The organism is Baaleninema sp. (assembly GCF_049974805.1).
Lineage (GTDB): Bacteria > Cyanobacteriota > Cyanobacteriia > Cyanobacteriales > Geitlerinemataceae > Baaleninema.
The window spans coordinates 1-12161 of record NZ_JBNGCO010000040.1; the positions used below are offsets into that span (position 1 = coordinate 1).

Annotated in this window: 11 protein-coding genes; 6 read left to right on the forward strand and 5 right to left on the reverse strand. The window is 52.9% G+C overall.

The genetic code is table 11. The features are described from left to right. Positions 1–5 precede the first annotated feature (5 nt). Positions 6–128 carry a hypothetical protein gene (locus tag ACP5D4_RS09880; protein WP_428011491.1) on the forward strand — a complete coding sequence of 41 codons (123 nt, stop codon included), beginning with the start codon at positions 6–8 and terminating at the stop codon, positions 126–128. A 397-nt stretch (positions 129–525) separates the two neighbouring features. On the opposite strand, the gene ACP5D4_RS09885 is transcribed toward ACP5D4_RS09880, so the two are convergent. The 3 genes from ACP5D4_RS09885 to bchL form a co-directional block, all read right to left on the reverse strand. Then, positions 526–1953 carry a ferredoxin:protochlorophyllide reductase (ATP-dependent) subunit N gene (locus ACP5D4_RS09885; RefSeq protein ID WP_428011457.1) on the reverse strand — a complete coding sequence of 476 codons (1428 nt, stop codon included), beginning with the start codon at positions 1951–1953 and terminating at the stop codon, positions 526–528. Positions 1954–1980: 27 nt separating this feature from the next. After that, the gene (locus ACP5D4_RS09890; RefSeq protein ID WP_428011458.1) at positions 1981–3639 is read right to left on the reverse strand and encodes a DUF5331 domain-containing protein; all 1659 of its coding nucleotides are present in this window, start codon (positions 3637–3639) and stop codon (positions 1981–1983) included. Positions 3640–3828: 189 nt separating this feature from the next. Next, a complete protein-coding gene (gene bchL / locus ACP5D4_RS09895; protein WP_428011459.1) occupies positions 3829–4692 on the reverse strand; it encodes a ferredoxin:protochlorophyllide reductase (ATP-dependent) iron-sulfur ATP-binding protein in 864 nt (287 codons plus the stop codon). Between the two features lie 512 nt (positions 4693–5204). On the opposite strand from bchL, the gene ACP5D4_RS09900 reads away from it, so the two are divergent. The 4 genes from ACP5D4_RS09900 (at position 5205) to ACP5D4_RS09915 (ending at position 8727) form a co-directional block, all read left to right on the forward strand. After that, complete coding sequence (locus tag ACP5D4_RS09900) at positions 5205–6605, forward strand: tetratricopeptide repeat protein (RefSeq protein ID WP_428011460.1); 1401 nt, start codon at positions 5205–5207, stop codon at positions 6603–6605. Positions 6606–6753: 148 nt separating this feature from the next. Continuing rightward, positions 6754–6954: a hypothetical protein gene (locus ACP5D4_RS09905; protein ID WP_428011461.1), complete on the forward strand. Its 201-nt coding sequence runs from the start codon at positions 6754–6756 to the stop codon at positions 6952–6954. Between the two features lie 269 nt (positions 6955–7223). Then, the gene (locus tag ACP5D4_RS09910) at positions 7224–7649 is read left to right on the forward strand and encodes an NfeD family protein (RefSeq protein WP_428011462.1); all 426 of its coding nucleotides are present in this window, start codon (positions 7224–7226) and stop codon (positions 7647–7649) included. 88 nt (positions 7650–7737) lie between these two features. Beyond that, on the forward strand, positions 7738–8727 hold the full coding sequence (locus tag ACP5D4_RS09915) for an SPFH domain-containing protein (RefSeq protein WP_428011463.1): 990 nt from the start codon (positions 7738–7740) through the stop codon (positions 8725–8727). 129 nt (positions 8728–8856) lie between these two features. Here ACP5D4_RS09915 and ACP5D4_RS09920 read toward each other — a convergent pair whose 3' ends face one another. Next, entirely contained in the window at positions 8857–9000 is a 144-nt protein-coding gene (locus ACP5D4_RS09920; protein WP_017660627.1) for a chlorophyll a/b-binding protein, read from the reverse strand. A gap of 306 nt (positions 9001–9306) precedes the next feature. On the opposite strand from ACP5D4_RS09920, the gene ACP5D4_RS09925 reads away from it, so the two are divergent. Further along, positions 9307–10155 carry a hypothetical protein gene (locus ACP5D4_RS09925; RefSeq protein WP_428011464.1) on the forward strand — a complete coding sequence of 283 codons (849 nt, stop codon included), beginning with the start codon at positions 9307–9309 and terminating at the stop codon, positions 10153–10155. A 70-nt stretch (positions 10156–10225) separates the two neighbouring features. Here the strand turns inward: ACP5D4_RS09925 and ACP5D4_RS09930 are convergent, their stop codons facing one another. Beyond that, a complete protein-coding gene (locus ACP5D4_RS09930) occupies positions 10226–11872 on the reverse strand; it encodes an HD domain-containing protein (RefSeq protein WP_428011465.1) in 1647 nt (548 codons plus the stop codon). Positions 11873–12161: the final 289 nt, after the last annotated feature.

The window sequence follows — 12161 nt, forward strand, 5'->3', positions numbered from 1 at the left end:
TGTCGATTTCTCGGCAAATTATTGTTGAGAAACATGGGGGATCGATCGCCTGTCATTCTGAATTAGGAAAAGGGACGACGTTTGAGATGGAACTTCCCATCAAACAACAGCCTCGCGCTTCCGCTTAAATTAGCCTTATTGCCTCTCGTTGGCTTGCCTCGATCGCTCCAATCAACGATCGTCTATAGCCGGATTATCGAAAATTGGGATTCATGCCAGAAGACCCAAAAAGCGCAAAAATTAAATCTCAACTTATCCCAATATAATACAACATAAAATAATATCACAAAAAATAATATTTTAAAACCATTTTTGCAATATTTATTATTTTCGATCGATACATCATCCTCATATCAAACTACCATTTTTTATCTTCCCAAAATCCCTCTGTGTCCTCTGTATCTCTGGAGTGAAAAACCCGTTTCTTGACAAAAAAAAGAGGCGACTTCCCATCGAAATCGCCTCATCACTTAGCCGACTCTCCCACTTCTCATCGCAAACCGACCAGAAGGGGACAGAAACTCATCAAACGCGCGTATCTTCCTTGACCAACTTATCCCAACCTAAATCTTTCAAGTTGTTATTGCGACGTAGAGGACGAGTTGCCAGTTCTAACAAATCGCGAGCGTTGGTAAAGCCGTGAATTTGTGCGAACGTAAACTCGACCGACCACTTCGTCGTAATCCCGCGAGCTTCTAGGGGATTCGCGTGTGCCATCCCCGTAATCACCAAATCCGGATTCAGATCGCGAATGCGCTGAATTTGATTGTAATTATCCGGTTTCTCCACAATCCGGGGATAGGGAACGCCCATCTCGTCGCAGGTTTTCGTTAAAAAATCCAACTCCGCCTTTTGATAGCGTTTATCCATGTAGGGAATGCCGATTTCTTGCACCGTCGCACCGCAACGGACGAAAAAGCGAGCCAGAGAAATTTCGAGGAGATTATCCCCCATAAAAAAGACCGATTTCCCTCGCAACAGCGCCGCGTAATCCTCAACACCGTTCCAAATCGTCTGCTCTCGCTCGTCCAAACCCTTCGGTTCGATGCCGAACACCGAGCAGATTTTTTCGACCCAGGCGCGAGTCCCGTCTGGCCCGATGGGGAACGGCGCACCGATGAGTTTGCACTTGCGACGGCGCATCAAGGTCGTCGCCGTCCGACTCAAAAACGGATTGACGCCGCAGACGTAAGACCCCTCGGCGAGAACGGGGAGTTCGGTGTAATGTCGCGAGGGCAGCCAACCGGAGACTTTGATGCCTTGCTTCTTCAGTTCCAAGGTTAACTGCGTGGCCACTGGGTCGGGGAGCGAACCGAACAACACCAGTGGCGGATGGTCGACGTATTCGCTTTCGGCGGTTTCGCCGCCGCCGTCTTCGGAACTGTCCTTGGGACGCCCGAAATCGAGGAAACGGCGCAAGCCGTGACGCGCTTCTTGCTCGTTGTCAGCAGTCGCGGCTGCTGGGGCTTCCGTCGGACAACGTTGCGCCATTGCTGCCAACACGGTGTCTTCCCCTTGAGTAAAGGCGTAGTCGAGACCGTTCGCCCTCGCTGTCACGATGGGAATGCCGATTTCGGCTTCCAATTTCGGCGCCAGCCCTTCCAAATCCATTTTGATGATTTCGGTGGTGCAGGTGCCAATCCATACGATGACGCTGGGGTTGCGATCGCGCTTGATTTGCAGACACAGACGCTTGAGTTCTTCGTAGTCGTTCAGTTGAGCGGAGATGTCGCCCTCTTCTAATTCAGCCATCGCGTAGCGAGGTTCTGCAAAAATCATCACGCCCATAGCGTTTTGCAAGAAATACCCACAGGTTTTCGTCCCGATGACCAGAAAAAAGCTGTCTTCAATTTTCTGGTACAGCCACGCCACGCAGCTAATCGGACAAAAGGTGTGGTAGTTGCCTGTTTCGCACTCAAAGTTCAAGGCGTCCGGTCGAGCAGCAACAGTCATGAGCGAAATCTCCTGTTTTATCGGTCGTTATTCGAGATCGGACAACAAGTTGGAAATTTCAGGATCTTCCTCGTCGTCGTCGTCATCGTCTTTGGGAAAATTCAATCCAAAGGCATCTTCGTCGTCGTCCGCCAGACCCCCCAAGCTCTCGTCGTCGCCAAAGGCGGCTAAATCCATGTCGTCGTCCTCGTCGTCGCCAAAGGCAGAAAGATCGACATCTTCGTCGTCGTCGGACAAGTCTGCACCGCCGAAATCTCCTAAGTCCAGGTCATCAGAACTGTCTTCTTCTTCGTCGTCAGCGAAGGCGCTTAAATCCAGGTCTTCGGAGGTATCGTCTTCGTCAGCGAAGGCGGAAAGATCGACGTCTTCTTCTTCGGAAGTCTCTTCTTCTTCGCCAAAGGCGTCTAAGTCCATGTCGTCCGAGGCCACTTCTGCACCGCCGAAGGCGCCTAAGTCCATCTCGTCGGAAGTGTCTTCTTCTCCGCCAAAGGCTTCTAAATCGATGTCTTCTTCGGAACTTTCTTCTTCGTCAGCGAAGGCGGAAAGATCGACATCTTCTTCCTCGGAACTCTCTTCTTCGGCGTCGAAGGCTTCTAACCCCATGTCTACTTCCCCCATGTCTACTTCCTCGGAAGTCTCTTCTTCAACGAGAAGTAACGCCGCTGCATCGTCTTCTTCGGAAGTGTCTTCTTCGGTAGCCAGGGCGTCTAATCCCATGCCCTCTTCGGAAGTGTCTTCTTCGGTAGCCAGGGCGTCTAATCCCATGTCTTCTTCGGAAGTGTCTTCTTCGGTAGCCAGGGCGTCTAATCCCATGTCTTCTTCGGAAGTGTCTTCTTCAGCCAGCAAACCCAAATCCATATCTTCCTCTTCCGATTCGGCTTCGGGCGTTTCTTCCTCGAGGGCTTCGAGTCCGAAATCTTCGGCTTCTTCTTCAGAGGTTTCTTCTTCTAAGAGGCTCAGGTCGTCTTCTTCTTGAAGAACTTCTGCTGCGGCTGTTGCTGCAGCGGCACCGGCCACTCCAGCGGCGAGAACTGCTTCTTCAGAAAGGTCGGGTTCGGCTTGTTCTTCGGCTTCGGGCTCTTCGAGTCCGGCCAGATCCTCGAGGTCGGCGTCGGAGGTCTCTTCTTCCTCCACCATACCGCTTAAATCTTCTAGTTCGGGTTCGGCGGCTTCCGGTTCGGCCAGGGGTTCTTCGGCGAGTTCTTCGGGCAGTTCTTCGGACTCTTCAGAGACTAGGGTTTCGGCCGCAACGCCGGCCGCGGCGGCTTCGGCGTCGGCCTCACCAAAAGGGGTTTCGTCAGACTCCGCTGCGAACTCGTCCGTTTCGGATGTTTCCGTTTCGGCGGCGGCGACAGCGGCGGAGGCTGCGTCGCTGTATTCGGTGTCTTCGAGTCCGGCTTCGGGTTCTAAGCCGAGGGCGATGTCGGGGTCGAAGTTCAACCCCAGGACTTCGATGAGGGTGTCGGGATCGGGATTGAGCCGCGAAAACGGTAGCATGAGCTGGGCGAGTTTGGGTTCGAGTCCGTTGAGCGATCCCAGGATGAAGTAGGAGGGCGGACGACGCCCGCCGTCAGGGGTTTTGACGGCGGCAACTTGCATGTGCAAGTTGAGCCATTCGTAGTTTGCTTTGTAATACTGCAACCATTTTTCTTTAAGGGCGCTGGTGAAGCTATCGAAAAAAGCCATGGTTATCTATCCCCGGAGTTGCTTCTGATTTCGCTTCTAGTCTATCCGCCTCTGACATCAGACGGCGCAGACCTCGAGCCTGTACTGAATCATACTAGGCTGGGCGAGCAACTCGTGCGGTCTTCATCTGGGTCGATGGTTCGATCGATACACTCTCGGGTTGACCCTCGAGAGGAGGTATGGTTGGGGTTATACCATCATCAGGTCGAGTTCTTCTTCGACGGTGGGAGGCGGGGTTTGGGGGTTGAGATAGAAGTCCGACAGTAGGGCGAATAAGTCGCGATCGGGGGCGTCGTTGGGTACTACGCCTTCGGGTAAGGCTAGGATTTGGTCGGCGATGTTGAGGTAATAGTCGCAAACAAAATTTAAGGAATTGTCCCCTTCTGCCATCTCGAAGAGGGTTTTTCCTTTGACGCGGGAAATGCGGATGTCTTCAATCAGCGGCAACACTTCTAAGATTGGCATGGGGACGGTTTCGACGTATTTTTCGATGAGATCCCGTTTGGAGGTGCGGTTGCCGATGAGTCCGGCTAGACGCAGCGGGTGCGTCCGGGCTTTTTCGCGGACGGAGGCGGCGATGCGGTTGGCGGCAAACAGGGCGTCGAAGCCGTTGTCGGTGACGATGAGGCAATAGTCGGCGTAGTTGAGGGGGGCGGCGAAGCCTCCGCAGACGACGTCTCCGAGTACGTCGAAGAGAATGACGTCGTATTCGTCGAAGGCGTTGAGTTCTTTGAGGAGTTTGACGGTTTCTCCGACGACGTAACCGCCGCATCCGGCTCCGGCTGGGGGACCGCCGGCTTCGACGCAATCGACTCCGCCGTAGCCTTTGTAAATGACGTCTTCGGGCCAGATGTCTTCGTAGTGGAAGTCTTTTTCTTGTAGGGTGTCGATGATGGTGGGGATGAGATATCCGGTGAGGGTGAAGGTGCTGTCGTGTTTGGGATCGCAGCCGATTTGTAGGACTTTTTTGCCGCGACGGGCTAGGGCCACGGAGATGTTGCAACTGGTGGTGGATTTGCCGATGCCACCTTTTCCGTAAACTGCTAGTTTCACCCGATTTTCTCCTTAAATGTGAGGTTTTTTGATGTGAGGTTGGGTTTGGGGGAAGGTCACAGCCCGATTAAGCGGGTTTGGAAAGGGTGGGCTGTGACGATGGTGCGCTTGGGTTCTGCGCTTGTGAGGTTGTTTGCATTATGGCGAGTCCGATCGCCTTTTTGAAGGGGGGCAAGTTTTGAAATGCGTCGCGATTTGTTGTTTTTATATTTTATGTAAATTTATTTGGGATTAAATACCTTTTAAATCTTTTATGATTGTTTTTTTTGCTTATTTTTTAATTTTTGTGTTTTAATTTATATAAAAATAGTTACATAATACAAAAAAAGAGATTTGGCGTCCCTCGAAGCCGTATGGGTTACGAGGCGTCGGGGTTTCTGAGGCGGGATGCGATCGCCTGCTGGAGATGGGGCGTTTTATAACAAATGATAAATTTTTCGAGAATCGGGGGGTTGAGGAGTCGATCGACCCCTTGACCGTCCCTTGGCAGGAACTCTTTGGGTTAAAGTCGAATGCGCGAGAACCGATCTGGTACGGATGTCTTGGATATGTCTTCGATCGATCCCGATTTCGATGGCGCCCTCGATCGCTACCAACGCGGCGATCTCGACGGCGCGAAAACTCTCTGTCAACAGCTTTTACAACAAAATCCCCAGCGTCTCGACGGGTTGAACCTCCTCGGCGGTATCGCTTACCGACAGCAACGCTGGCAAGAAGCCCTGGAGTGTTACGAAACTATCGTGCGGCTTTATCCCCGCTGTGGTGTGGGACAGGCCAATTTAGCCCGCACGTTGCAGGAACTCGATCGCCTCGAAGACGCTGTACCTTACTATCAACGAGCGTTAGCGATCGACCCCCGAAATCCGGAGTGGCACTACAATCTCGGTCATCTGTATTGGGACCTCGGACAACTCGACAACGCGATCGCCCAATTCGAGACGACAATGCAACTCGAGGCCAATTTCCCCGACATTCGCGGTCATTTAGCCTTAGTGTTGCTGCTACAGGGACAGTGGAAACGGGGATTTGCAGAATATGAAGGCCGTCCGGTGCGCCATCGCCTCCCCCAAACCTTTCCCCACCCCGAGCGCATCTGGGACGGTTCCGACATTGCCGGAAAACGGCTGTTGTTGCTGTGCGAACAGGGATTCGGCGATGCGATTCAGTTCGTGCGATACCTGCCGATGTTGGCACAGCGGGGGGTACGAGTGTGGATACGCTGTCGTCCGCCGCTGGTGCGTTTGTTGCAAACCGTTCCGGGGTGCGATCGTGTGATTTCGACAGAAGATCCCCTTCCCCACTGGGACGCTCACGCACTGTTAATGAGTTTGCCGTTTCTTCTCGGAACCACCCAAAACACCGTTCCAACCACCGTTCCCTACCTCAATCCTCTCCCTGTCTCCCCCTCTCCCTTACTCCCCCACTCCCCCAAAGTCGGCTTAGTTTGGTCGGGGAGAGCGACGCATCGTAAGGATAAGGATCGATCGATCTCTTTCGAGAAATTGCAACGGTGGCTCGATATTCCTGACATCGCCTTTTACAGCTTGCAGAAAGAGCCACGACGGGAAGACGCGGAAATTTTAGCGACGGAATCGCGAGTGACGGATCTCGTGGCGAACTGTCGGGATTTTGCGGACACCGCCGCCGCTATCGCTGTGTTGGATTTGGTGGTAACGGTGGATACTTCCGTGGCGCATTTAGCCGGAGCGATGGGGAAACCGGTTTGGCTGTTGTTGGCGAAGGTTCCCGATTGGCGGTGGGGGTTAACGGGAGAGACGACGCCGTGGTATCCCACGATGCGACTGTTCCGACAGCGGCGACGGGGAGAGTGGGAGACCCTGTTGGAAGAGGTCGAGGCGGCGTTGCGTCGGTGGCGGTGGCATCCCGCTCCGGTTAATACCGTAATTTTTTAAGTTTGTCTGTGACAGAGATCGCATTGTTGTCATGTTTTCGATCGTAGGGGTAGGGGCGGTTCGATCGCAGCCGAAGCCAAATATTGCCAAGATACTGGAGTCAAGATCGAAGTTCGCTGGGTCTTACGTCGCTCGCGTTACAGCCGCTATGACTACCCAAGTTTTATCCCAACCTGCCAGCCTCGATGAAATGTTCGCTCGCGTGTGGACAGAGGGATATCTGACCCGCGACCAACGGAAAACGCTGATGTCTGTGGTCTTAAGCAGCACCATTAGCGATCGCGATCGAGAAGTGCTAGATCGAATCTTCCACGCGGTGCGTCGAGGTTGGTTGCAACTAATCGATTAGCGAATTCTGTTCGATTTTCCAGTGTTCTGCACCGTTGTCCTTCTCTTCTCGACTTCCTCTCTCAACGTCTTCTCCTAGGCGATTTCGCGTTCCTCGTATCTTCCCCAAAACCCTACCCAACGCGCTCGGTGCAGCGCGTTTTTTCGTGTTCCGGTACGGGCAAACCCGGGGCGATGCCTTCTCCGAAGGAGATAAAATATAGACAGGACGCTGGGTCGATGCAGGCGAATAAATCTCAAAACCGGCGATAAGAGGGGGGAAATAAGATTATGGAGAAATACACGCTCGTATGGCTACTTATCGGCGGAGCCTTGTGTTTGATGGAACTTTTCGTTCCCACAGCTTTCGTTGAGTTGGCCATGGGAACGGCGGCGTTGCTGGTGGCGGTGGTGTCCCTGGTAGTGCCTAAGTTATCCGTGCAAATCTTCTTGTGGATGGTGTTTTCGCTGTTGCTGATTTGGCTCGTCAAGCGTCTGTTACCCAAAAAAACCCCTTACCTCATTGCCGAATCCACCGAAGCCACCACGCTTACGGAAATTGCGCCGGGACAACCGGGGCGGGTGATGTTCGAGGGGAATTCCTGGCAAGCCCGTTGTGACGGGGATTGGACGATTCCCGCCAACCGGACGGCCATCGTTGTCGGCCGTAAAGGGAATACGTTGCTTGTGGTTCCTGAAGATTTTACGCAATCTTAGGGGAAAGAGGGGATCGATCGCCTATTCTAGAATCAACTATCGGAAAAGTTTTTGAAAATCCGCAAAAAAACGACAGAGGAAACTAAAAATGGAAGCGTTTTGGACGTTTATCGTGTTGGTTGTCTTCGGTAGTGCTGCGGTGAGCAGTTCCGTGAAGATCGTCAACGAAGGCAACGAAGCTCTCGTTGAAACCCTGGGGAAATATAGCGGTAAGAAGTTACAGCCTGGCTTGAATTTTATCGTTCCCTTTCTCGATAATATTGTCTTCAAAGAAACGACACGAGAGAAGGTTTTAGATATTCCCGCTCAACCCTGCATCACTAGCGATAACGTTTCGATTTCTGTCGATGCCGTGGTGTACTGGCGGATTATGGACATGGAGAAAGCTTATTACAGGGTCGAAGATCTCCGCAGTGCCATGCAAAACTTGGTCTTGACCCAGATTCGATCGGAAATGGGGAAACTGGAACTCGACCAAACCTTTACCGCCCGCGCGGAAGTTAACGAAGTGTTGTTACGAGAACTCGACATCGCCACCGATCCTTGGGGCGTGAAAGTGACGCGGGTGGAATTGCGGGATATTGTTCCCTCGAAAGCGGTTCAAGATTCGATGGAATTGCAAATGTCCGCCGAACGTCGCAAGCGGGCGGCGGTTCTCACCTCGGAAGGGGAACGGGAATCGGCGGTGAATTCAGCCCGAGGACGAGCGGAAGCCCAGGTGTTGGAAGCGGAAGCGCAACAGCGGGCGGCGATTTTGGAAGCGGAAGCCCAAAAACAGGCGATTTTGTTGAAAGCGGAAGCCCAACGTCAGGAACAGGTGATGAAAGCCCAAGCGACGGCGGAAGCGATGCAAATTTTGGCGAAAACGCTGAAGGTGCATCCGAAAATGTCAGAAGCGTTACAGTTTTTACTGGCGCAACGCTATCTGGAAATGGGCTTAGAGATTGGGTCGAGCGACAGTAGTAAAGTGATGTTCATGGACCCGAAAAGCATTCCCGCCACTCTCGAAGGAATGAAGACCATGATAAGTCAATCTTCGGAACAACAGGCGCTCGATCTAAAAGATTTTGAGGCTTGAGATGCCGTATTTCTCTGAGTGCGAATTCTGACAATGCTTCAACGTCAATCGAGGCTAGAGCAGGGGCGAAACCCTTCTCTAGCCTCGATTTTTGAAAAATGTTGTATTGGGAATAATGGCACGACTCGATTACATCAAGCCGATTTGAGACAGGATTCCTTGACCGGTCAGCAGTTCGGTTGCAATTCCGATGACGAAGCCCAGCATCGCCAGACGACCGTTCCAGGTTTCAGCAAATTGAGTAAAACCGAATTTCGTTTCTTGAGTTTCCACGATCGTTACTCCTTGTATGAGGATGTGCTTCTTTTCAAAAGTTAACACAACTTCCTAGGAGTTGCAACGTTTTATTAAAAAGAGTTGACAGGCGGTCTGCATTATACAAATAATTTTCTTTTCGTCAACGGTAATTCTAAAGATTTTTTAAAATTTATTGATAGTTATATAAGCCAATACCAACGTCATATCTTGAGAATCGAAAGATACTAGATGTCTGTCGGGCTTTCCGGCTCTGGGTTCCCTATCCTCACACTTCACTCTTCACTGTAAGATAGAGTCGGTTCAAGGCAACGCAAAGCAGTTATGTCGCAAACTCCACCGCCGTCTGACGATCGCCCGGAAAATTCTACATCTCCTGGGGTCGTGCGATCGATCCTCGTTCGCATCCTGCGCGGGACATCTTCAGTATTGGACGGTTGGGCCGACCGCCTCGAAGCTGAAACCACCGCCGCCGCTCGATCGCCCTTAGCCAGTCCTTTTGTATGGATTAGCGCGATCGCAGCGGTAGTGGTCTTGGCGATCGTGGCGGTGCCCCTGTTCTCTACTCCTTCGCAACCTACGCCACCTCCAGAAGTGGCGGTTCGCGAACCGGAACCCACGCCACCGCCAGAAATCGCCGTTCGCGAACCGGAACGGCTCGGCGAACCCGTCGAAGAGGTTCCCCCCGCAGCAGTCACAGAACTGGAACCCGAAGCCGAACCGGAACCCGAACTGGAACCCGAAGCCGAACCGGAACCGCTTCCCGAATTGGAACCTGAAGCCGAACCGGGGATTCCGTCAGATTTATCGTCACCGGATTTAGCGAAGCCTCTGGAACTAGCGCGTCCGCCATTAACACCAGAACAGCGACTCGTAGCCGCCGTTCGCCAACAAATCGTACAAGTGGCGAAACCTTACGAGGATAATGAGTTCGTGACGGGGGTCAGTGCGAATTTTGAAGCCGACTTGTTGCGGGTGAAGTTAACGTCCGAGTGGTACGATCTCGAACCCCCCGCTCAAGACGATTTGGCGAACGAACTCTGGTCGAAAGCGCAATCGCTGGATTTCACAAACGTTGAAATCGCCGACGATCGCGGAACTCTCTTAGCCCGAAATCCCGTGGTGGGCGATCGCGCCATCGTCATTCAGCGAACCCGTGAGGGGATGATGTGATGAGGGGATGATGGGATGATGAGGGAAGATCGTTGATAATTTCTCCCCCTCTCCCTATCTCCCCCTCTCCTCACCTCTCCACTGTCGCCAGACTCGCGAAGAGTTTGACGCCGAATTCGTCTTCAAAGACGCCTTTTTTGTAGTCGAGACTCCAGCGTTCTAATTCGCAGGGATCTTTGGGATCGACAGGATACAGGTATAGATTGAGCTGTTTGGCGTCGCGTTTGTACTCGCAACGGACTTTTTCGATCGCACCGATTTGACGGCGATCGAGGGCGATCGCTAGGCGCATGAGAGAGCTAAGCTGTCGCACCAGTTGGCGATCGCGACTCGAGAGGTTCGCGTAAGCGTCGTGTTTCTTTTTCGGGGCGCTTTTGCGGTGATATCGCGCTAAATTGGCGATCAGCTCGATTTCAAGTTCGGTATAGCCGAGAAGTTCCCCGTTGCGAATGAGATAGTACGAATGTTTGTGGTGCGCCGAATGACTGATGTAAATTCCGCAATTGTGCAGAATAGCCGCGGCCCAGAGCAACTCTCGTTCGCTGTCGCCCCAATCGTGGAGTTCCCCCTGGGTACTGTCGAACAAACTCAAGGCGAAATCGGCGATACGCTGGCTGTATTCGAGATCGACGCGGTACTTTTTGGCGATTTTCAGGGTGCTGCGTTCGCGCACGGAGCTTTGAAAACAGAGTTTGTTCTCGATTAAGCCCCGTTTGAGCATCCAATCGACGATGACTCCTTCCCGCAAGGCTCGCTCGCAGACGATGAGTTCGTCGGTTCCCAGCATCGACATGGCTTCTTGGAGAATCACCGCCCCGGCGAGGATGATTTCGGCGCGGCGTTCGACCATTCCGGGGATGTCGAGACGTTCTTTATAGTCGCTTTTGCGGAGTTTTTTGACCCACTTTTGCAGGTTTTTCAAACTCAGATGATAGCCGTTGAGGGGGGTCGGTGCGGAACCGAGTTCTTCGATGGCGTCCATGGTCGCCAGGGCTTCGATGGTTCCCGAAGTCCCCACGAGACGGGGTGTTTCGCCGGGTTTGAGCTTGGCTTGCAACTCTTCGACGGGTCGCTCGAGCATTCCCCGGATATAGCCTTGTAGGGCGGTGTATTCTGTGGTATCGATGGGGTCGGTGGTGACGAATTCCCCCGTTAGGCGCACGGCGCCGACTTTGGTACTGCTGAGGCTGCGGGGTTCTTGGCCGTCCCCGAGAATCAGTTCGGTGGAACCGCCGCCGATGTCGATGACGATGTGGGGTTGGCGATCGAGTTCCATTCCTGACAAGACGCCGAGGTAGATGCGGCGAGCTTCTTCGGGGCCGGAAATGAGATCGATCGATAAATCGAGTTGGTCTTTGACTCGTTGGATAAAGGCGCCTCCGTTGGGGGCTTCCCGCGTCGCACTGGTGGCGACGGCCACGATGGCTTCGGCGTTGAGGCTGGTGGCGATTTCTTGGCAACGACGCAAGGCTCCGATGGAGCGTTCGATGGCGTCGGCTTTGAGGTTTCCGGTTTTGGGGTCGCGATCGCCCAAGCGCACGGTTTCTTTTTCGCGGGTAATAATGGTAAACGCCGGGAGTTCGGGTTGGATGTTCACGACCACCATGTGAATGGAGTTCGTCCCGATATCGATGGCCGCGAGAACGGTATTCGACGGTACTGAAGCGCCTCGCGCTCTGGCCGCTCGGATATGATTCGTTTGCGTGACATCTACCATCTTTGAAAAACCTCGGGCGATCGTGAAACAGTCAATTCGGTTCGGTAAGGTTTTGTAAGGTTTTGTGCCGATTCTTCCTTACGGGAAACCCTTTTGATTTTATCGCGATCGCGCACAGATCTGCCCTTGGGCGAGACTGAGATGGGGAGTCTCACGGCTCGATCGATGACCAACAGACTTCGAGATCCCAAACTCCACCCTTCGACGTGCTATCTTCTAGCGAAATCCACTCTGCTGACTGTTTCTGACGACGCTCGATCTTCGATCGACCTGTTTCCTCTTTCGTGCT